The sequence below is a fragment of the Candidatus Limnocylindrales bacterium genome (assembly GCA_035559535.1).
GTDB lineage: Bacteria > Moduliflexota > Moduliflexia > Moduliflexales > JAUQPW01 > JAUQPW01.
In genome coordinates this window covers 16,231-38,893 of record DATMBG010000057.1, presented here as the reverse complement: position 1 = coordinate 38,893, position 22,663 = coordinate 16,231, and the positions used below count along the sequence as shown (strand labels likewise).

Annotated in this window: 17 protein-coding genes; 16 read left to right on the top strand and 1 reads right to left on the bottom strand. The window is 46.2% G+C overall.

Going from position 1 to position 22,663, the window contains the following annotated elements:
• Window positions 1-103: 103 nt before the first annotated feature.
• The 12 genes from VNM22_21605 (at window position 104) to lysA (ending at window position 15,850) form a co-directional block, all read left to right on the top strand.
• Complete coding sequence (locus VNM22_21605; GenBank protein HWP49767.1) at window positions 104-610, top strand: chemotaxis protein CheW; 507 nt, start codon at window positions 104-106, stop codon at window positions 608-610.
• A gap of 154 nt (window positions 611-764) precedes the next feature.
• Window positions 765-1,088, top strand: a complete 324-nt coding sequence (locus tag VNM22_21600) for a cupin domain-containing protein (protein ID HWP49766.1) — start codon at window positions 765-767, stop codon at window positions 1,086-1,088.
• 2 nt (window positions 1,089-1,090) lie between these two features.
• A complete protein-coding gene (locus VNM22_21595; protein HWP49765.1) occupies window positions 1,091-1,315 on the top strand; it encodes a hypothetical protein in 225 nt (74 codons plus the stop codon).
• A 157-nt stretch (window positions 1,316-1,472) separates the two neighbouring features.
• Window positions 1,473-2,996 (top strand): cysteine--tRNA ligase, encoded by a 1,524-nt coding sequence (cysS, locus tag VNM22_21590; GenBank protein HWP49764.1) that lies wholly within the window; start codon window positions 1,473-1,475, stop codon window positions 2,994-2,996.
• Between the two features lie 2 nt (window positions 2,997-2,998).
• Window positions 2,999-3,832: a 23S rRNA (guanosine(2251)-2'-O)-methyltransferase RlmB gene (rlmB, locus tag VNM22_21585; GenBank protein HWP49763.1), complete on the top strand. Its 834-nt coding sequence runs from the start codon at window positions 2,999-3,001 to the stop codon at window positions 3,830-3,832.
• Window positions 3,829-6,108, top strand: coding sequence for a TolC family protein (locus VNM22_21580; protein ID HWP49762.1), 2,280 nt, complete (start codon window positions 3,829-3,831; stop codon window positions 6,106-6,108). The genes rlmB and VNM22_21580 overlap by 4 nt, the downstream gene beginning before the upstream one ends.
• A gap of 271 nt (window positions 6,109-6,379) precedes the next feature.
• Window positions 6,380-8,149 (top strand): hypothetical protein, encoded by a 1,770-nt coding sequence (locus VNM22_21575; protein ID HWP49761.1) that lies wholly within the window; start codon window positions 6,380-6,382, stop codon window positions 8,147-8,149.
• Window positions 8,150-8,239: 90 nt separating this feature from the next.
• On the top strand, window positions 8,240-9,337 hold the full coding sequence (locus tag VNM22_21570; GenBank protein ID HWP49760.1) for a zinc-binding dehydrogenase: 1,098 nt from the start codon (window positions 8,240-8,242) through the stop codon (window positions 9,335-9,337).
• 82 nt (window positions 9,338-9,419) lie between these two features.
• The gene (gene tenA / locus VNM22_21565; protein ID HWP49759.1) at window positions 9,420-10,088 is read left to right on the top strand and encodes a thiaminase II; all 669 of its coding nucleotides are present in this window, start codon (window positions 9,420-9,422) and stop codon (window positions 10,086-10,088) included.
• 74 nt (window positions 10,089-10,162) lie between these two features.
• Entirely contained in the window at window positions 10,163-11,566 is a 1,404-nt protein-coding gene (gene argH, locus VNM22_21560; protein ID HWP49758.1) for an argininosuccinate lyase, read from the top strand.
• Window positions 11,567-11,674: 108 nt separating this feature from the next.
• Window positions 11,675-14,455, top strand: a complete 2,781-nt coding sequence (locus VNM22_21555; GenBank protein ID HWP49757.1) for a hypothetical protein — start codon at window positions 11,675-11,677, stop codon at window positions 14,453-14,455.
• 33 nt (window positions 14,456-14,488) lie between these two features.
• On the top strand, window positions 14,489-15,850 hold the full coding sequence (gene lysA / locus VNM22_21550; protein ID HWP49756.1) for a diaminopimelate decarboxylase: 1,362 nt from the start codon (window positions 14,489-14,491) through the stop codon (window positions 15,848-15,850).
• Between the two features lie 264 nt (window positions 15,851-16,114).
• On the opposite strand, the gene VNM22_21545 is transcribed toward lysA, so the two are convergent.
• Window positions 16,115-17,401, bottom strand: a complete 1,287-nt coding sequence (locus VNM22_21545) for an extracellular solute-binding protein (GenBank protein ID HWP49755.1) — start codon at window positions 17,399-17,401, stop codon at window positions 16,115-16,117.
• 504 nt (window positions 17,402-17,905) lie between these two features.
• Between VNM22_21545 and pheA the strand changes: the two genes are divergently transcribed.
• The 4 genes from pheA to aroA all read left to right on the top strand — a co-directional run bounded on the left by pheA (window position 17,906) and on the right by aroA (window position 22,636).
• Entirely contained in the window at window positions 17,906-18,982 is a 1,077-nt protein-coding gene (gene pheA, locus VNM22_21540; protein ID HWP49754.1) for a prephenate dehydratase, read from the top strand.
• A gap of 81 nt (window positions 18,983-19,063) precedes the next feature.
• Entirely contained in the window at window positions 19,064-20,170 is a 1,107-nt protein-coding gene (hisC, locus tag VNM22_21535; GenBank protein HWP49753.1) for a histidinol-phosphate transaminase, read from the top strand.
• A 66-nt stretch (window positions 20,171-20,236) separates the two neighbouring features.
• Window positions 20,237-21,268: a 3-deoxy-7-phosphoheptulonate synthase gene (gene aroF, locus VNM22_21530; GenBank protein HWP49752.1), complete on the top strand. Its 1,032-nt coding sequence runs from the start codon at window positions 20,237-20,239 to the stop codon at window positions 21,266-21,268.
• A 90-nt stretch (window positions 21,269-21,358) separates the two neighbouring features.
• The gene (aroA, locus tag VNM22_21525; protein HWP49751.1) at window positions 21,359-22,636 is read left to right on the top strand and encodes a 3-phosphoshikimate 1-carboxyvinyltransferase; all 1,278 of its coding nucleotides are present in this window, start codon (window positions 21,359-21,361) and stop codon (window positions 22,634-22,636) included.
• Window positions 22,637-22,663 lie beyond the last annotated feature (27 nt).

Genomic DNA, 22,663 nt, shown 5'->3' with positions numbered 1-22,663 from the left:
TTGTCTGTAATTTACCGTAAAGGCGTAAGGGAGTAGGAGGAGGAGAGGGCAAGAGCAGGGGGCATGGCAGGCTTTCTTCCTCACGCCCTCACCATCTGTTAATATGAACAAACCGGAAAAGTATGATGGACTTCAACCTTTGAAAACCGGTGAAAAAGTGGAAGAACTCCAGGTGGTAAGTTTCCTCTTAGGGAACGAAGAGTTTGGTGCAGATATTTTGATGATTCAGGAAATTATTCGCATGGTGCCTATTACGCGGGTTCCCAATGCTCCCCATTTTGTAGAAGGAATTATTAATCTACGGGGAAAAGTTATTCCGGTCATTGATTTGAGAAAAAGGCTTAATGTGAAGAGTGACCAGGCATCCAGCCGGAATACCCGGATTATGGTCGTTCGGCTGGAGGGTAAAATCACAGGTTTCATTGTAGATGCCGTATCCCAGGTATTACGTATTCCAACCAGTATTATCGAACCGCCCCCCGAGGTGGTAGCCGGGGTGGATTCTGAATATATTGCAGGGGTTAGTAAACTAGAGAATCGTTTACTGATCATTTTAGATTTTAATAAAATTTTATCGACTAAAGAAGCAAAGGAACTGGCTAAACTGTAATTATCCTTTGTCTGTTGTCCTTTGTTGGCTGTATTTTGATAGTAACGGAGTCTCAGGGTACGGATAGAAAGTGAAAATCCCTGTGGAATTTGTTAGAAAATGGCTACACAAAATCGCAAAAAACAATGGACTACAGGTAAAGGATAAAGAAATTATGTACTTTTTCGGACTGGATGAACTAAAGGAAAAAGAGATTGCTCCAAATGTTAAGATTCGAACTATCTCGGGAGAGAAGATGATGATTTCCTATGTGACCTTGGCCCCTCACTCCGAGGTTCCCTTACATAATCATCCCCATGAACAGGTTGGGATCATCCTGGAAGGTGAGATGGAGTTTACCATCGGAAATGAGACGCGCATTTGCAAGAAAGGAGATACCTACATCATTCCAGGAGGGGTTATGCACGGAGTAAGAGTTCTGGATAAACCGGCAGTCGCTATGGATATCTTCTCTCCGCCCAGAGAAGAGTACAGATAGGTGTGAAAAAGGGTTTAAGCAAAAGGAATGAGCGGAGGGAGCAGAGTCCCAGAACCAGCTTATCCGTTTTATCTCAACACCCCGATTCCGGTATTTTGCTTCCTTCCCTGGACTATCCTGAGGCAGCAGGTAAAATTCCCAGCGTTTCTTACGATCGATACAAATTAAAAAGAATATCGCATAAAAATCCAAAGGCGAAGCGATATTTTCTTTTTTTGATAGCTTAGTTGTCTATTGTCCGTTATCTGTTACTTGTTAATTTGAAGATAGGGAAGTTGATCCATCAACCTGTTTTGAGTTTGTCGAAGGGCTTAAGATGCCCTTTATAGAGATCACCCCTTCAAATTCATAACAGATCGCGGACAACAGATAAAGAATAGTTTTTTGGCTTTAAGGGTTTATAATACTTTAACGAAACAAAAAGAAGAGTTTATTCCCCTTGAACCTGGAAAAGTCGGGATGTATGTCTGTGGTATGACCGTTTATGATCTCTGTCATTTAGGTCATGCGCGGTTAATGCTTACCTTTGATGTCATAGTGAATTACCTGGAGTATAAAGGTTTTAAGGTCCGATTTGTAAGAAATTTTACCGATGTAGATGACAAGATTATCCAGCGGGCTCAAGAAGAAGGGGTTAGTTCCCAAGAAATCGCCGAGCGATACATCCAGGAGTTCTATCGGGATATGAAGGCTCTGGGAATTAAAAGGGCTTCTGTTGAACCCAGAGCTACCGAGCATATTCCAGAGATGATAGCCCTTATCCAGGGTCTGATGGAAAAGGGATTAGCCTATAGGGTCAACGGGGATGTATACTTTGAGGTGGAGAAGTTTAAAAATTATGGAAAACTCTCGGGCAGGAAGTTAGAAGAGATGATAGCGGGAGCCCGGGTAGAAATAGACGAGCGAAAGCGAAGTCCTTTAGATTTTGTACTATGGAAAAGCTCCAAACCCGGAGAACCTTTTTGGGAGAGTCCATGGGGAAAAGGACGTCCCGGATGGCACATTGAATGCTCGGCCATGTCCATGAAATATCTGGGAGAAACCTTTGATATCCATGGAGGAGGCCAGGATCTTATTTTTCCCCATCATGAAAATGAAATCGCTCAGTCGACCGGTTACACGGGAAAGCTTTTCGCCCGGTACTGGTTGCATAATGGGTTTGTGACCATCCATCGAGAAAAGATGTCCAAGTCCCTGGGGAATTTTTTTACCATTCGGGAAATTTTGAAGAAATATAAACCGGAAGCGGTAAAGTTTTTCCTCCTCTCGACCCATTATCGAAGTCCCATCGACTTCTCAGAAGATCGTTTAGAAGAAGCTACAAGAGCTTTAGAAAGGTTTTATAATACCTTTAACGATGTGGAGGCACTTCAAACCCTGGCAAAAAAGCGCCAACTTGTTCCAGAATCAGAGTGGAAATTGGCCCCTGGAAGTTCTGAAGAACTCGAAGCTGAATTAAAAAATTTGAGTATCCATTCCTTCAACTTAAAAAAGGATTTTGAAGCAGCGATGGATGATGACTTTAATACCGCCGATGCGCTGGGGTATCTCTTCGAAATGGTCAAACAGGTTAATGTGGTGATAGCCAGAGTTCGCGCAGAAGAAAAATATGAAGAATCGGCCCTTATACCTTTGGTAGAGGCTATTTCCCTTATTAAATCGCTGGGACAGATTTTGGGTCTATTCTCTCAGGAAGGGGGCGAAGGATCCCGACAGGATGTAACTGCGGGAGCGGAAGATAAGGAATTGATAAATAAATTGATCGAGATTTTAATCGAAGTTCGTAAGCAGGCTCGAAGGGACAAGAACTGGAAATTGGCCGATCAGATCCGGGATCAATTAGCCCGGCTCAACATTATTTTAAAAGACCATCCGGGGGGTGAGACAAGTTGGGAGAAGAAAATATAATCATGGGAGTTAATCCCATACTGGAAGCCCTTCGTGCAGATCGCTCTTTTGAAAGGATCTACATAGCCTCGGGCCGGAAGGGCAAACCTATCCAGGAGATTCTAAACCTGGCCCGGTCCCGGGGAATTGAAATTCGATTTGAATCCAGGGAACGAATTGAGCAGATCGCTCGACGGGCTCAGGAGAGGGAAAGACTGTCTGGGAGTATGGGGGTATGGGAATATGAAGGTACGGATGAATCCCTCTCACACTCCCGCCCCTCCCCCCCTCCTCCCCCTCATACCCAAGGGGTGTTAGGAATCGCATCTCCTTACCGGTACCATTCCCTGGAAGAATTATGGGAAGAAGTTCAAAGAAAAACCGAACCTCCCTTTATCGTCCTTTTAGACGGCATTGAAGACCCCCATAACTTAGGGGCTATTTTGCGCTCTGCAGAAGGAGCCGGAGTCCATGGGATTATTCTGCCCAAGCGGAGATCCGTGGGACTTACCCCTACCGTTGTTAAAACTTCAGCCGGGGCCCTCGAGTATCTTCCGGTTTGTCGGGTTTCTAATCTGGCTTCGGCCCTGGATCGGCTTAAAGATTATGGTCTCTGGATTTATGGAGCGGTACCTAAAGTTGGAAAGGCTTATTACTGTGTAGATCTTAAAGGACCTGTAGCCCTGGTTATCGGAGGAGAATCTAAAGGTCTTAAAAACTTAACGTTAAAGAAGTGTGATTTTCTTATCTCTATTCCCTTATACGGTAAAATTGCTTCCCTTAATGCTTCTGTTGCTGCTGCCCTCCTCATGTTCGAGGTTCGGCAGCAACGGGAAAAAAAGGAGGTTACACGTTGAAATATAGAGTGAATAGATTGTTGATTTATATTGGAGTGACCACTGTTTTTTTATTTATTCCAACCGAAGGAGGCAATTCTTCCATTACAGTCCGGGATCAACTTCGGGCTAAAGCCATCTTAGTAAATTATCTTCAAAACCCGGCCTCTTTCCCCCCTCCAGGAAGTGAAATCCCACAGTCCTTAATACTTGCTGCTACGCAGGAGACTCCGGCGAATCCTTCTCCAGCTGATACTTCTCAAGGGGCAGAATCCACCCCTTCGACTCAAAATCCCTCTCCTACCCCCTCAACAGACCAGGTTCCTGGGTCTAATCCCCCGATTCCACCTCCGGAATCTTCTCCAACACCGACCCCAATACCGCTGTCCCCTAAAAAATCCCAGGTAACACCCTCCAGGCCCGGTTCTCGAACAAAGAAATCCAAGGCCTCGACGACTTCTCAGCCCGCACCTTCAACAGAGTCTCCTCAAGCTCCTGCAACGACTCAACCGGCGCCTTCAACGGGGAGTTCTCAAGTCCCCGCAACTACCCAACCAGTTCCATCCCCAGGAGCTTCCCAGACTCCAGCGGTTACCCAACCGGCGCCTTCAACGGGGAGTTCTCAAGCCCCTGCAACCACCCAACCGGTTCCATCGACTCGAAAGCCGCAAGCTCCGGCACCTGCAGCCGGGAAACCTCAGGCCCCCATAACTCCATCGCCGACCCCTTCGACTCGAAGGCCGCAGACTCCGGCTACAACAACCGGGAAACCTCAGGTCCCGGCAACTACCCAACCAGCCCCTTCAACTGGAACCCCTCAAGCTCCAACAACTACTCCTTCCCCTACGACCCAACAACCTTCCCCTCCATCGGCTAAGCCCGGAGAAGAACTTCCCAAAGTCTTCCTGTCCCTGGAGGAAGCGATTAATCTGGCCTTGGTTAACAACTTTGATATTGCCATTGAAAGATTCAATCCAAAAATTAACAACGAAAGAATTACTGTAGCAGAAGCTAAATTCGATCCTACGGTAGTAGCTAATGGCAGCGCCTCCAAAAGTCTGACTCCGGCAGCCAGCCAGACTACCGGCTCAGAAGAAGAAACGCGAAATTTTAATGCCGGGATTCAACAAACTCTAAGTCCAGGTACCTCATATTCCTTTGCCTTTAATAATTCTTGGCGGCAAACGAATAGTCCATTGGCTATTATTAATCCTGCTTATGGATCCAACGGGTTGTTGACGGTCACCCAGCCGCTTCTCAGGGGGTTTGGAACGGCCGTCAATAAGGCCCCTATCTATATTGCCAGAAACAACCGTGATATTTCCGTAAGCGTCCTGGAGGGTCGGGTTATTCAAGTTATCACCGATGTTCAGAATGCATATTGGGATCTGGTTTTTGCCATTGGTGATTTGGATGCCAAACGGCTTGCCTTGAAATTGGCCCAGGATCTTATAAGAATTAATAGGGCTCAGGTAGAAGTAGGAACTCTGGCTCCCATTGAGGTCTTGCAGGCTGAAGCCAGTGCCGCAGCCAGAGAGGAAGGAGTTCTCGTTGCTGAAGAAACCCTACGAGATACCGAAGATAATTTAAAAAGGATTCTCAATCTCCAGGCAGGGGATAGGAAATTTTGGGATGTTTCGATCGTGCCGCTGGATAAACCGCCTTTCGAGATTCGGGATGTATCTGTGGAAGAAAGTATTAAAATAGCCCTTCAAAAACGTCCTGAACTGGTGCAGGCTCGAATTAACTTAAAAAACCGGAATATTGATGTCTTAACCAACCGAAATCAAATATTACCTGCTCTCAATTTCCAGGGAGCTTTAGGACTTAACGGTTTGGGGGCCAGCTACGGGGATAATCTCAATGAATTAACCAGCGGTGATTTCTATACCTGGCAGGCCGGGATTAATTTCGAGTTTCCCCTGGGAAACAGAGCTGCCAAAAGTAACTATGCCGTTGCCAAGCTGGCGGCAGAACAGGCCGAGGTTACCATTAAGAATCTCGAACAACAAATTATCCTCGATGTTCGTCAGGCAGTTCGGCAAATTCGTACGAATATTAAACGCGTCGAGTCAACCCGGATAGCTCGGGAGCTTGCCGAAAAACAATTAGATGCCGAGCAGAAAAAATTCAACGAAGGTCTGTCAACCAACTTTAACGTGCTTCAATTTCAAAGTGATCTTGCCACAGCCGTAAGTAACGAAGTTCGAGCCATAACAGATTATAATAAATCTTTGGCCAATTTGCAAAGAGCTATGGGGACTACCCTGGAGGCCAAGAATATCAAAGTCCAGTAGTTTGAAACTGATCTATCCTGGCTTCCCAGAAAAGTTGAGAGGACATCCAGATAGTGGCCTCTGGAAGGAACTTTCCTGGAGGATTTCGTGGGAGCATAGGGACTTCACAGGTAGAAAGAGATAATGCTATTCCTGCTTGACAGCTAAGTCATAAACCGTGTAAATTCAATAAATAATTTATGCTATCGCCGGGAGGTTCAACACATAAGGACCGTTTTATATAGGGGAGTCGATAGGGTCTACAAACTCCTTCTATATAGTATCCGGATCTATGAAACGTACCTTACTGGGCTCAGAAAGAGGGATTTCTCTCATCAGGAATCTACTGATTGTTGTGGCGGCTTTAATCCTATTGATTGCCCTATACGATGTACTTCTAACAAGGCCGATACTTCCTCCAACTGCTCCGGTTACTCCAAAAATTCTGGATTTCCTGGATAGGCTTATAGATCGAATCGTAGCGATCAGCCGGGATTTAGGCCGCTGGGTGAGAGAGGTAACCGATAATATTACCGGTAAGATTCAGGATGTTCTCAGAACTCTCTGGGAAGTCTGTCCTAATCTGCGGGAAAGGGGAAGGATTCCTCTGGAACCCATCGAAGGGGGCGAGAATTGGGCTGCCGATATGGAGGCGCGGATCGATTATGCTGAAAAGATCGGATATAACATGGATGAAGTCAAAGCTCTCATTGAGAGATTAAAACGAGAAGGTGGGTTTGCAAGAGGCCCTGGAGCCGCCTGTTTTAGTCGTCCTATACCAACTCCGACACCTACGGCGGGAGGAGGGGTTAGGGCCTGGTGGCAGGGGTATGATTGGTGTCTGGGACCTAACTGGTGGCGGGTTGAGAGTTTATACTGGGAAACTCTGGAGAAACAAACCCTGCAGGCTATTCGGGTTTGTGTACCTCGAGCCCGGGTTTTGGGATGTAGTGATCCTACCCCCTTGGTTCAAAGGATTGAATATATTGTTGAGAATTTTAATGACCACACGTTGGAAGGTTATGAAGCGGCCATCCAGGCATGCCGACAACTACAAGAATTTCCGGTAGATGATTCCAGGGATTTTACCACAGAGCTATTGGCTTATTTAAACAGGTCCGGTCAATATCCTCCCGTTCCTGGAAACAAAGAGGGAGATTGGTTTCAGAAGATGATGTTGGAGGCTATAGGTCGAAAGCCATCTAATGAGAGGGAACCACCTGCTACCTCTCGTTCAGAAGAGAGAGGTTTAGATAAAAGTAGAAGAAAAGCCCTTTCTTATCCCCAGATTATTGAGGAAATTGATCTTCAGGCGAGTTTAAGTGGAAATCTTTTACAGAAAGCCTTTGCCGATACCGTCGTTGCAGAAATTTACCTCAACTATGATCTCTTACGACCTGCCGAGGATCGTTATGAACAGGCAATTCGTACGTTAACCAAACAGGTTCAGGCTACTCCCAATAATATTGATTTAACTATGGCATTGGGCTTACTTCATGAACGGGTCTGTAAAAATAATGATTTGGCCATCAAAGCCTTCAAAGAGGTTGTAGCTTTAGCCAGACAGGGGGGTCAGGAGTGTACCTATGCCCCGGCCCACTTTCATCTGGGATTTTTATATCTTAACATTCGACCGAGACTTCCGGTCGTAGAAACCGTGACGATTTTCCCAACCCCTATCCCCCCCCTGCCCACTCCGACCCCGGAGACAGGAACCCGAGGTATTACGCGAGAAAAGCCTACCCGGGAGAGACGCCCGGAAAGACCAACCGGACATAGAAATGTTCGACCTAGAGAAAGAATTCGTGACTCTAGAGGCATGATCTTTGGAGACTTTCTGGGAGTATCCCCGGACTCTGCCCGAGAATTCGAAGAATTTCTCATTTGTCAGGCACCCTGTGATCAAACTCCTGTTCCTGGTACCCGCCAGGAGCGCTCCCTTATTCCTGATACCCGCCGGGAACTATTTCCCGTCCCTGACACTCGCCGGGACCCCTGTGTTCAAGCAAAAAATGCACAGTACTTTCATCAAAGATACATCGAAGCGCTGAGAAGACAATAAATCTAAAAATCATTCTAAAGTTCGGAGTCCAAAGTTTCCGGTTCTTCGGAACTTTAGACTCTGGATTCTGGACTTTGGATTTTTTTTGAAATGAAAGGTAAAGCCGCCGTTTTTACAGGAGTAGGAAAACCTTTAGAAATTCGAGAATATCCCGTGCCTACTCCAGATCCCAATTCCCTTGTATTAAAAATTACCATGGCCAACATCTGTGGTTCTGATCTGCACTTCCTGAAAGGATTGGGACCCGGAATTCCAAGTGGTATTCCCCAGATCCTGGGGCATGAAATGACGGGTAGGATCTATGCGTTGGGTGAAAATGTTAAAACCGACAGTCTGGGAGAGCCTGTTAAAGTCGGAGACCGCGTGGTTTACTCTTACTTCCGTCCCTGTGGTAAATGCTGGGCCTGTTTAACCGGACAACCAGGATGCCCCAACCGTTATAAACATTGGCTGGGAGTATCCTGTGAGGAACCCCCTCATTTCGTGGGGGCTTTTGGAGAGTATTACTATATGGGACCGGGTCAGGTATTTTTTAAAGTACCCGATGAATTACCTGATGAGGTGGTATCCCCTATTAACTGTGCCTTTGCTCAACTCGTCTATGGTCTTTATAAAATAGGTGTGGTGCTGGGGGATACAGTGGTTGTTCAGGGTGCCGGAGGTCTGGGACTTTACGCTACTGCAATTGCCAAAGAAATGGGAGCCGGACAGGTCATCGTGATCGATAAGTTGAAGGATCGCTTAGAACTGGCCAGGGAGTTCGGAGCAGATCATGTGATTAATGCCGATGAAACAGATAGTAAGAGCCGGGTGGCCGAAATTAAAAACCTCACCCGAAATATCGGAGCAGATGTGGTGGCCGAACTCGTAGGATCTCCCGTAGTCCTCGAAGAAGGCCTGGAAATGCTTCGACCCGGCGGAAGATATCTTTGGATCGGAAATATTAACCTGGGACTTAAAGGAGAAATAGACCCGGCTCAGGCCGTACGGGGGGCTAAAACCATTCTGGGTGTCATTGTTTACGAACCCTGGGTCATTCCACGTACCCTGGGTTTTCTGAAGAGAACACTTCATAAATACCCCTATCAAAAGATCATTTCTCATAAGTTCAAGCTAACCGATATCAACCAGGCGTTTGAAAAGGCCTTTCAGCGTCAGGTCATTCGAGTAGCACTGGTACCGGATTAAACAAAAGTAGAAGCCCGTCAGAGGCCGGAAATCAGAGTAAAAAACTTCTAATTTTCGGCTTCTGACCTTGGATTCTAACCCCATGCTTTTTACCGATAGACTCCGACAAAAAGCAGCCCCTATCTGGGAAAAGGAGTTGCAACATCCCTTTGTTAAGGGAATCGGCGATGGAACTTTGCCCGTGGAAAAATTCAAGTTTTATATGGGTCAGGATTACCTCTTCCTCATCGAGTATTGTAGGGTTTTCGCCTTAGCCGTGGCTAAAGCCCCAGATCTTCCTACGATGGGAAAGTTCGCACAGCTTTTACACGCAACCCTTACCGTGGAGATGGATCTCCATCGGGGATATGCCAGGAAATTCGGAATCACTCCCGAGGAATTAGAATGCACTTCCATGGCGCCCACTACCCACGCTTATACCCGTCACTTATTACACGTGGCCGAAACAGGAACCCTGGGAGATTTAATTTCTGCAATTCTTCCCTGCCAACTGGGATATTGGGAGATCGGCAACCATCTCGCCCAAACCGGAAAACCTCCCCTTCAACCTCTTTACCAGGAATGGATTCAGATGTATTCTTCCCAAGAGTTTGGGGCGCTGGCACAGGGACTCTCTGATCTGATGAATACCCTGGCAGAAGGGGAGAAAGAAAAGAATCTGGCCAGAATGGAAGAACAATTCCTCGTCAGCAGCCGCTATGAATATATGTTTTGGGAAATGTGTTATCGAGAAGAAAACTGGATAGTTTAACCATTAAGTACTGAGTACGGAGTCCTGAGCAGGATAGAAAAACTCAGCACTCAGTACCCGGTACTTTCTCTAACTTGTCTCAAAAACCATGGGGGGGACGATTTACCCGGGACACTTCTAAAATCGTCGAAGAATTTACGGCTTCCATCCATTTCGATAAACGGCTTTACAAACAGGACATCCAGGGAAGCATTGCCCATGCCAGGATGCTGGGAAAATGCGGGATTATTACGGAAGCCGAATCTAAACAGATCGTTCAAGGCCTGGAAGAAATACTGGCCGAAATCCAGCGGGGTGAGTTTGCCTTTTTGACAGAATTAGAAGATATCCATATGGCTATTGAAAGACGCCTTATCGAGAAAATCGGAGAGGTAGGTGGTAAGCTTCATACCGCCAGAAGCCGAAATGATCAAGTCGCCCTGGATCTCAGACTTTATCTAAGAGAGGAAATCCAGCAACTCATTGATCTCATTCAACAAACTCAGCTTTCCCTGCTGACGTTAGCCGAAAATAATTTAGAGGTCATCCTGCCGGGTTATACCCACCTGCAGAGAGCACAACCCATCCTTTTTGCCCATCATGTAATGGCCTACTTTGAGATGCTGGAACGGGATAAGGAGCGCTTTCAAGATTGTCAAAAGCGAGTGAATGTGTTACCTTTAGGTTCCGCCGCATTGGCCGGTACTTCTTTTCCTATTGACCGGGAGTTTGTGGCCTGGGAGTTGGGATTTCAAGAAGTTTCCAGAAACAGTATTGATGCGGTGAGTGATCGGGATTTTGTTATTGAGACAGCTTCGGCCGCCTCCCTGGTGATGATGCACTTGAGTCGACTCTGTGAAGAGTTGGTTTTATGGTCCTCTGCCGAGTTTGGTTTTATCGAATTGAGTGATGCCTTCTGTACGGGAAGTAGTATCATGCCTCAAAAGAAAAACCCGGACGTACCTGAACTCATCCGGGGGAAAACCGGAAGGGTCTATGGAGCTCTCATCTCCCTCTTAACGACCATGAAGTCTCTCCCTTTAGCCTATAACAGGGATATGCAGGAAGATAAGGAACCCATCTTCGAAGTGATCGATACCGTAAAAGCTTCTTTACAAATTCTTTCTGAACTTCTTTTAGAAATCAAAGTGAATCGATCCAGAACCTTTCAGGCGGCAAACGATGGATTTTCTACCGCCACCGATGTGGCAGATTATCTGGTTCGAAAAGGTATTCCCTTCCGGGTAGCCCACGAAATTACCGGAAACCTTATCCGCTACTGCCTGGAGCAGGGGAAAAAGCTTCTAGATTTAGATCTAGAAGAATTTCACAAGTTTTCCAAGGATTTTGATTCTGATATCCTCCAGGTCATTCAAGTTTCAGAATCTATCAACAGCCGAAAGAGCCGGGGAGGTACGGCTCGGGAGTGTGTCGTAAAGGCCATTGAAGAGGCCAAAAAGCGGCTGGGAGACCTGGAGAGACAGAAGCACAGGGAATAAAAGATGGGGAAATGGGGGAGTAGGTCAAACGTCTCATTTAATGTATAGAAAATGACATACTCTATTTCCTGCCCTCCTGTTTTTCCATCGGTTTGGGTTTAAGTGGATTTGCGGCTTATTGGTATTTTAGTATTTTTTGTAAGCTTAATAAATATAAGCTGTGGTCGGGCAGGGCCACCAAAGGCGCCGGCACCTGTCGTACCGGCGAATATTACAGATCTTACTGCAGTGGTTCAAGATGGGCACGTTCAACTGGAATGGACTATTCCGACCGTGGATACTAAGGGTCGAGAGCTCCGTGGCCTTAAAACCTTTGAGGTATATCGAAGGGAGATCCCTCCTTTTCCACCCTGGGAATTTTCCAAAGATCCCGAAGGATGGACTCCTAAAGGATCCCTGGCCCCTTTTAAGGTTCATGAAGGAATTTTGCGGACCGTATTAAGAGAAGGCAACCGCGCTTTCATGGTTTCTAGAGAAGGTAAACCTCTAATCGATGCAACAACTACAAAGTATATCCGGATTCGATTAAGAGCCAGGAATAGCCTGGAAGGATATTTTCTGTTTATTACAGAAGCAGATAAGGTATGGGATTTAGATATTAATCGAGAGTATATTCCCTCGGTTTATACTTCCTTTGCAACCTATTCATCAAATTTGGCTCCTCTTAAGCAAAAGAAGTTTATACTAGCCGATGATCCTTATTTTCATGAGTATACGCTGGATATGAGTACGGTTCCTGCCTGGACAGGAAATATCACTCAAGTTGGTCTGTTGTTGGTCTATTCCCGCGAACCCCAGCCAGAGGAAACTCTTACGACCGAACTCTTATCCACCAAAGCCAGGGAAAAGAAGGAAAAGGAAAAAGGAAGAAGGGGAGAAGAGGCGAAAAGGGAAATAACTGCCCTATCTCCTCCAAATGGGGATCGAGAAATCGAGATCGATTACATTCGTACCGATCAAGGTAAAGAGCCATTGGCAACTCCGTATGAACGACCTCCCTGGCTCTTTATAGAAGATGAAGAGGGCTGGTCTGTCCAACCCGTGGAAGGATCCCCTTGCTGTAAGCTTATTCCTGTGGGAGAACGGCAGTATGAAAATCTTCAAGGATCTCCCGGTCCCTCAGACTCCCTGGTACGGGCGACCGACCAGTCGCCTCTCCAACCTATCGTCTTCGGGGCGGCTAAAGGTTTTCTCTATGCGAAGTCTCAAAATACTCCCATATTCTTGACTTCCCGGGATGGAATCGCTTTAGATACGAGTAAATTCGATCAAATCGAAATCCGCCTGAAAGTAAGCCAGGGAGGAGAGGGTTACTTGATGTTTCAGCCGGAGAATGCTTCTCAATGGGATTTGGATTTGCAGCAGCAATATGTTCCGGCAGTTTATACCTCCTACAATAAGGAGTTTTCCACCCTGGTCACACCCCATCGGATTCAGTTTTCTATTCCTCATCTGAATACTTATGTAATTTATCGGTTTAACCTGTCTACCTTACCAGGTTGGACCGGAAAGGTCAGACGAATCGGTCTGCTCTTTCCCCCTGTGAAAGGTGAGCGAGAAGTATTTATAGATTATATTCAACCCTTGTCTTCAACCTCCAATCTTCCAGTTGATGGTTCCATGACCTTCGCAGATAAGTTCTCCCAGGATGAGGATCAGAAACCGGATCGGGATACGGAAACCTTCCCTTCGTCTCCTTCACCTGGTAAAACCGTTTCTCCAAAATTTTTAACCATGGTATCTTCCTCTAAAGAGAGTACAACGCCGTCAGATCAAGAAATACGAGAGGCAGTTCTCACTAAACAGGCCTCGGAAACAGATTCGGGATCTACCTCGACCTTTGTCTCCTATGAAGCCTTACCGGAAGGTAAAGAGAAGAGTCTGGATCCCATTAAACTTGCCGTCATTCATCTGGACCGCCCGGAACCCGCTCGTATTGAAAAAGGTCGGGTTAAATTTATAGATACCGGGCAATTGGTCCATGTAGAATTGAAAGATCTTATCAAAAAAATGATAGGGGATTCAGAAAGAAAACAGCTTCCAGATATTGAGGTAAAACCTCAAGCAAAGTATGAGTATTATGTTATAAGCACTTTAGGTAAACGAAAGCTGAGCGATAAATCCAATCTGGTTACCGTTCAGATCTCGAGAGATCCTGCCCCACCGTCCAGAGTTATGGCTAAAGCCGATGATGGGAAGGTAATTCTTCAATGGCAGCCAGTTTTTTTTACCAAGGACGGTTTTAAGCTCAGGTCTTTGGCAGGTTACAATGTTTATCGATCTACGACATCGGGTCAATATCCAGATAAACCCGTTAATACAACTCTTCTCACGGACACTGAGTGGACAGACGCTCCTCTCCAAAACGGACAAACTTATTATTACGTAATTAGAACGGTCAGTGAGCCTGGAAATCCTCCCCATGAGAGTGCTAATTCCCGGGAAGTGCAGGCAACTCCACGAGATCTTATTCCTCCGGCCCCTCCGACCGGACTTAGCGGTACCTTTCTAGAAGATTCTGTACGCTTATATTGGAACCCAAATCGAGAGAGAGATTTTATTGGGTACAATATTTACCGCGCGACTCCAGAGGAGATTCTACTTAGAAAACAGTCTAAATCAAATTTATCCTTAGACCTTCTGGCTCTGACCTTTTGTAAATGGTACTTACCCGATGCTCGGACAGGTATCTGCCGCCTGCTAACCCCCCGGGAAGATGGCTACGTTCAATTAAACGATGAGCCCTTTCCTCAGGCTTCTTATCGGGATTTTAATGTTGAACGAAATAAAATCTACTACTATAAAGTGACTGCTGTAGATAATGCCTCACCACCCAATGAAAGTAAGGATTCAAATATTTTGGAAATCAATACCACACCTGAAGAATGAAAGAAGAGTGTAGAAGTACGGGGGTGTGGGGGTATGGAAGTATGGAAGTATGGAAGTGAGGGGGACTTACCTATGCCTCCACACCCCCATACCCCCACACTCCCCTACTCCCACACTCCCCTACATCTTAAACCTATGCACTATTTCGAGTATAAGAATAATATCCTCTATGGCGAAGAGGTTCCCATTGAAAAGATTGTTGAAGCAGTTGGCACCCCGGTTTACATTTACAGTCGTCGGACTCTAATCCGGCATTATCGGGCCTTTGATTCGGCTTTTCAAGAAGTTCCCCATATGGTCTGTTTTGCCATGAAGGCAAATTCTAATTTAGCCGTCTTGAAGGTTCTGGCCGATGAGGGTTCCGGGGCCGATATCGTCTCAGGGGGCGAGTTATACAGGTGTTTGAAAGCCGGGATTCCCGCCTCAAAGATCGTTTTTTCTGGGGTCGGTAAAACCCGTAAGGAAATTGAAGAGGCCCTTCAGGCAGGGATTCTGAGTTTTAACGTGGAATCTCCACAAGAACTGGCTTTTATCGACCAAATAGCTGGAGAATTCCACCGGAAGGCTCCTATCTCCCCTCGCATTAATCCCGATGTAGATCCGAAAACCCATCCCTATATCTCAACAGGGCTGCGAGAAAATAAATTCGGGATCTCCATGTCGGTCGCCCTGGATATGTTAAAGTCTATCAAGGATTATCCAAATATCCAGGTGGTGGGAGTTTCTTCCCATATCGGCTCTCAAATTACCAAAATTCAACCTTTCCTGGATGCCCTAGAGAAGCTTCTTTCCTTTGTGGAAGAAGTTCGAAATATGGGTCTTGACATCAAATATATGGATATCGGAGGTGGTCTGGGAATCCGGTACCGGGATGAATCTCCTCCCCATCCCAGAGAACTGGGAGAAGTTTTGGTTCCCATGATGAAAAAAGCCCCCTATACTTTCATCTTTGAGCCGGGTCGAGTCATTGTGGGGAATGCAGGAATCCTGGTCACCCGGGTTCTGTACGACAAAATCAATGAAGGAAAACACTTTAAGATTGTCGATGTTGCCATGAACGATCTGGTTCGTCCGAGTTTGTACGGTTCCTATCACGAGATCATTCCGGTGGTAAAAAGAGAGCGACCTCTCATTAAGGCTGATGTAGTAGGTCCCATCTGCGAATCCGGCGACTTCATGGCAAAAAACCGCGAACTTCCAGATGTTCAACCCGGTGAATTATTGGCACTTATGAGCGCAGGAGCTTACGGCTTTGTCATGTCTTCAAATTACAACTCTAGACCTCGGGTTCCAGAAGTCCTGGTTGACGGAGACTCTTTTCATATTGTGCGACGGCGGGAACGATACGAAGATCTGATAGCAGGGGAGGAAATTCCCCAATTTCACAAAGTGTAGGAAAAAGACTCTGTAACCTTTCCAGGGTTCGGAATCTTGGAAAGGTTCTCTTCCATCAAACGGGACGTTTGACCTACCTCAAAGCGATCCTCCATTAAATGAGTCCCCATTCTTTCAGTACGGTTAGCAACATGACTCGCTTTGGAAATAATAAATTCTTGTTTTTAAACGATAGGCCTCAAATGCAGACTTGTCAACCACAAGATCAGTCTACTCCTCACTTTTACAAAACCCGGTCTCTAAAGAGAAGTCGGATTAAGTTTTCTAACTCTCCAGAACATTTCTGATCTGCTCCTCTGCCCAGGTTATAGCCGTTTTAATAGGTGTTCCCGTGACCACCCTGGCAACCATATTGGGTAGGATGAACAGTTCGTTAATGCGTTCCATATGGGCATTTGGAGGAGAAGGCCAGCCCGGGATATGGGCAAATTGAGCTTCTCCGGGTAAAATCTTCATTTTCGGATGCTCCGTCCAGATAGGGTGATTCTCATACATCCGAAGGGGACCATGGTTAAATCCACGGCTTGCCACAATCCATTCGGTGTAATTTTCGGGTTGCAGGAGATATTTGATAAAGGTTTTAGCCAGCTCTTGATTCTTTGAAAACTTCCAGATTCCTAAACCGGCGGTTCCCACTACCCCATATTTTCCCGCCGGTCCGGCCAATGCCGAATGAATTCCGATTTTATCGGCAATAGCCATTTTCTTTTCAACAGCCGTTGCATAGGCACTGATAGGATTATGGATCCAGCAACCTTTTCCGGACAGCAGAAATCGGTTATTGCTGGCATCATCCCAGGAAAGAACCTCTGGTTCCATGGCTTCCTCGTACAGACTTTTATAATATGCCAGAGTTGCTTCTGTTTCAGGAGAACTCAAGGCCAGGGTTTTCCCGTCTGGTTCCAGAACCTTTCCCCCAAATCCCCATAGAATAGACCAGAAGGAACCGATAGCGTCGTTACACTGACTGATGGGGATTCCAACGGGATGTCCTTCTTTCTTCAAGATCCGTCCGACATTTAAAACATCCTCCCAACGCTGGGGAACCTGGAGTCCGGCCTGACCAAACAGATCTTCCCGATATAAGCCCGGTGCAGATATCCAAAACCAGGGAACCGCTTTCCAGGAAGCTTTAACAAAGGACGCTTCCCTGACAAAGGGATACCATCCTCCGTGTTTTTCACCCAGATCTTCGATGACCTCATCTACATCGATTAACTGTTCCTGGTAGAGCCAGGGAGCAGCTCTAAATAGCCAGACAATGTCATGTCCGGTCTGAGCATGGATTTCTGCGGCCAATTTAACAGGGATTTGCAGATGGGCTATGGTATCTATCCGAACGATAACGCCGTGTTCTTTAGCAAATCTGGCGGCTTGTTCCCTCAACTTATCATCAGAAGTTGGTACAAAATGGTTCCAACTTAGTACCGTCAACTCGGGAGTGGCCGATGTGACCCGGGAGGGCTGAAAGATAGAAAAGCTGGATAAGCCCAGGGCAGTACCGGCGGCTTTTTTCATAAACTGGCGGCGGGTTATAGAGGGGTCATACATAAATTAATTATTACTCTGTAAAGTTAAGTTTGAATAACCCTTTCTGCCCTCACCCCCAGCTCCTCTTCTCCTACAAAGGAAGCCAGCAAATCTCCTAATCAACTCCCCCAGCGCCCCTTCTCCTGAAACTTCGGGAGAGGGGTTGGCGGTGGGGACAGAGAGTTACCCGGAATTAACTTCACACTTAGTTTTGCTTAACTTTTAAGCAACCCTCACCCCCGGCTCCTCTCCCACGCTGTAGAAGAGGAGAGTTGGGGAGTGAAAGCAGCTCCAGAAGGTCAAAATTAAATAAACAATGTATTATGACCTTGTAAAGTTAACCTTGATAAATCCTTAAAAGCTCCGTCTTTCTAAAGGAACTGGATATCAGGCTACAGGGACCCAACCGGTTTGGCAAGAAAAAATTCTCCTCTAAAACTTCTTTTCCTCTTGACTTTTATTCCAACTCTCTTTTAAATAAAAATTTAGCACTTTTAACAGATGATGGGAGCGATTAGAAAATCCATGGATGAAATTATAAATCTGCGCAAAGAAATTGATAAAATCGATAACGAAATCCTTGCTCTGCTAACCAAACGGGCAGAAATGGTCATTCGAGTCGGGGAACTCAAAAGAAAAGCAAATTGGGATTGGTATGCACCGGAGCGGGAACGGGAAATTTATGAACGATTAGAAAAATTAAATCCGGGAGTTTTTCCCAATGAAGCTATTCGGAATATTTTCAAGGAGATTTTATCGGCCTCCCTGGCTCTGGAAAAACCTGTTCGGGTAACTTACCTGGGTCCAAAGGCAACATTTACCCATCAGGCCTGCACGGAGTATTTCGGCTTTTCGGTCCAATATATTCCAACGGAAAGTATCAAGCAAGTTTTTAGATTGGTCGAGGTCAAGGAAGCTGACTTTGGAGTGGTTCCTATAGAAAATTCCACCGAAGGGGTTGTAACCCATACGCTGGATCTTTTTATAGAATCTCCCTTGAAAATCTGCGGAGAAATCCGTTTAGAAATCTCCCAGAACCTTCTTTCTAAAACAGGGGAATTGGACAAGATCCGGAGAATCTGTTCTCACCCTCAGGCTCTGGCTCAGTGTCGAGATTGGTTAGAACGGAATGTTCCTGCTATTCCCCTGATAGAGGTGGAAAGTACCGCCAAAGCGGCGGAAATAGCCAGTGAAGACCCATCCTGCGGCGCTATTGCCAGCAAGCTGGCAGCCGAACTCTACAATTTGAGAATTATTCGAGGAAATATTCAAGATAATCCGAATAATCTCACCCGGTTTTTGGTCATAGGAAATAAAATCCGGGAAAAAACAGGTTCCGATAAAACTTCCATCATTTTTTCTGTGAAGGATCGTGTAGGAATTTTGTTTGAGATTCTAGGTATTTTTGCTAAAAATAATATTAATTTAACTAAAATCGAATCGAGACCTTCCAGACACAAAGCCTGGGATTACTATTTTTTCCTGGATTTTGAAGGCCACCTGGAGGATGAAAACATCAAGCAGGCCCTTCAGGAATTGGAAAAGGAAACAATTTTTTTAAAAATCCTGGGATCTTATCCAAAAGCAGCTACCAAAACCTAAAAAAGGAGTCAGGAATCAGAAGTCAGGAATTGGAAGGAGAGTTTTTGACTCCTGACCTCTGACTCCTGACTTCTTATTTTTGTGAGCAGAGATATTACTTCATTAGTTCCGGAGCATATTCGTACTCTGGTTCCTTACGTACCCGGGAAACCCATTGAGGAATTGGAGCGGGAGTTAGGGATTAAAGACTCGATTAAATTAGCTTCTAACGAGAATCCTATCGGTCCTTCACCCAAAGCCCTGGAGGCCATCTCTCGCATGTTGCATGATATTCACCGGTATCCCGAAGGGAGCGGATTTTATTTAAAACAGAAGTTGGCCCAAAAACACCGGGTGAGTCCGGACCAGATTATTTTGGGAAATGGCTCCAATGAAGTCATTGAAATCTTGATGCGAACCTTCCTTCAACCCGGAGATGAGGCCGTTATCTCAAAGCATGCCTTCGTAGTTTATCCCCTGGTCTTGCAGGCCATCGGTGGAAAAGGGATTTTCGTCCCTATGAAGAATTACACCCATGATGTACTGGCTATGGCGGCGGCTATAACCCCTAAAACCAAGATGGTTTTCATTGCAAATCCCAACAACCCTACAGGAACCATGGTCGGTCAAGAGCTGTTTGATAAATTTATGAACAGCATTCCTGAACGGGTCATTGTGGCTATTGATGAAGCCTATGATGAATATGTGGAAGCTCCCGATTATCCCGATAGTTTAAAATATCTGAGGGAAGGCAGACAGGTAGTCATTTTTAAAACCTTCTCTAAAATTTATGGCCTGGCAGGTTTGCGCATAGGATATGGAATTGCCCCGGAGGAATTTGTGGAAGTTATGAATCGCGTTCGAGAGCCCTTTAATGTGAATTCCGTGGCTCAGGCTGCTGCTCTGGCTGCCATCGACGACCGGGAACATGTTGCAAAGTGTCGAGAGATTAATCGGTTGGGTAAACAGTACCTTTATAAAAAATTTGAGGAAATGGGACTTTCCTATGTTCCTTCAGAAGCCAATTTCATCTTGCTCGATGTAGGGCAAGAGGCAGGACCCATTTATGAGAAACTGTTGCGATATGGCGTAATCGTACGACCAGTCAAGGGATATGGTTTTCCTAATCATCTGCGGGTCACCATCGGAACAGAACAAGAAAATGAACGATTTATTGAAGCTCTCAAAAAGGTGCTGGGTACTGGGTAATGGGTACCGGGTACTGAATTTTTCCCCATCCGGTACTCAGTACACGGTACTTGTACTTTGAGTTTTATGATTATCGTTTTAAAACCCCATACTTCTGAAGAAGAAATCCATCAGGTTATGGAAAAAGTCAGGCAGGTAGGATTAACTCCCCATTTATCTACCGGGGCGGAACGCACGGTCATAGGGGCCATCGGTTCAGATGCTCCTTCTAGAAGGGAAATTTTTGAAGCCTTACCCATGGTAGAAAAAGTGGTACTTATTTTAAAAGAATATAAATTGGTTAGCCGGGATTTTAAACCCCAAGATACCATTGTAAAGGTTGGAGATGTGGAAATCGGTGGAGATGAGGTTGTTGTCATGGCGGGGCCCTGTGCGGTGGAAAATGAAAAGTTATTGATCCAGGCTGCTTTAGCCGTCAAGGCGGCGGGGGGAAGAATATTGAGGGGAGGAGCCTTTAAACCGAGAACTTCCCCTTACAGTTTTCAAGGGCTTGGGGTAGAAGGTCTTAAACTTTTAGCAAAAGCCCGGGAAGAGACCGGATTACCGGTTGTAACCGAGTTGATGGATGCTCGAGATATCGATGTGGTAGCCAAGTATTCTGACATGATTCAAATTGGAGCCCGTAACTCACAAAACTTTACCTTGCTCAAAGAGGTAGGTATGACGAATAAACCGGTCTTGTTAAAGAGGGGGATCAGTGGAACTATTAAGGAACTTCTCATGTCTGCAGAGTATATTCGATCGGAAGGGAACAATCAGATTGTCCTCTGTGAGCGAGGAATCCGTACCTATGAGGATTCAACCCGAAACACCTTCGATCTCAGTGCCATTCCGGTGGTAAAGAGTCTTAGCCATCTTCCCATTATCGCAGATCCCAGTCATGCCCTGGGTAAACGGGATTACGTTCCGGCCATGGCCCTGGCTGCTGTAGCTGCCGGTGCCCATGGGCTTATGATCGAAGTCCATGTAAACCCGGCTGAAGCCCTCTGCGATGGTCCCCAGGCCACCTATCCCCATGTATTCATGGAGCTCATGAAGACCTGTCGAAGGGTCGCAGAAGCGATAGGGAAGAAGATGCCCTACGTTCCCATAAGTTAAGTATCTTAAGTGCGCTAGGGTGCCCGAAGCGAATTAAAGTAAAAGACACATTAAACAGTTCGGGTACTTTAGGCACAGGTTCTCTTTTACATGCGTCTAAAGGTTCAACCAACACCCAAATTACAGGGTCTTATAGAGATTCCGGCTTCTAAATCTCATACCATTCGAGCCCTTGTTATTGCCACGTTAGCCGGGGGAAAGTCGGAGATTTTAAATCCTTTAACTTCAGCCGATGCCATAGCCTGCCGGAAAGCCTGTCAGGCCTTGGGAGGCCATATCGAAGTGCAGGAAGAGAAATGGATGGTAGAAGGAACCGGAGGACACCTTCAGACCCCGGATGACGTTATTGACGTCGAAAACTCTGGGACCACCCTTTGTTTAGTGATGGGGATGGCCTGTCATGGCCTGCAATACACTGTATTTACCGGAGACTCCCAGACCCGGAGGCGCTCCGTAGGACCATTGCTAACCGCTTTAAAAAATCTGGGAGCAGAAGCCTTTTCCACCCGGGGAAACGGGCTGGCTCCTGTGGTCGTGCGGGGTCCCCTGAAAGGGGGCCGGACCCAGGTCGAAGGAATAACCTCTCAGTATCTGAGCAGTCTTTTATTGAGTACTCCTTTAGCCGAAAAAAATTCTGAAATACAACCTCTCCACCTTCAAGAAAAGCCTTATGTGGAAATGACCCTGTGGTGGCTGAATAAACAGGGAATCCGGTATGAACGGGAGGGATTGGAGTATTTTAAGATAAAAGGTGGTCAGGCTTATCAACCTTTTCGGCAGCGCATTCCCGGGGATTTCTCCTCTGCTACTTTTCCCCTTTGCGCCGCTGCTATCACAGAATCAGATGTGATTTTGAAAGGTTTGGATATGGAGGACTCGCAAGGCGACAAAAAGGTGATTTCTTATCTGAAAGAAATGGGAGCCCGAATTCAAGTGGTAGAAGATGGAATCCGAATCCAGGGCGGGGAATTGCAAGGGGTAGAGTTGGATCTAAACGATACACCCGATGCTTTACCTGCCATGGCCGTCGTGGGCTGTTTCGCCCGAGGGGTAACTAAGTTGCGTAACGTGGCCCATGCTCGAATTAAAGAGACGGATCGGATTGCCACCATGCGGGAGGTTTTAACCCAGTTGGGAGCTCAGGTGGAGGAATTACCGGATGGCCTTGTCCTAAAAGAAAGCTCGCTTCAAGGCTGCCTGGTTCAGGGGTATGGGGATCACCGGGTGGTCATGGCATTGGCAATTGCCGGCCTGAAAGCTAAAGGAACAACGGAAATCACAACAGCCGAAGCCATTCAGGTAACCTATCCTGGTTTTGTTGATTCCATGAGAGCCCTAGGAGCAAATATGCAATTAGAGAGTCCCTAATTCGGAGCCCGGAGTTCACCGGTTTTT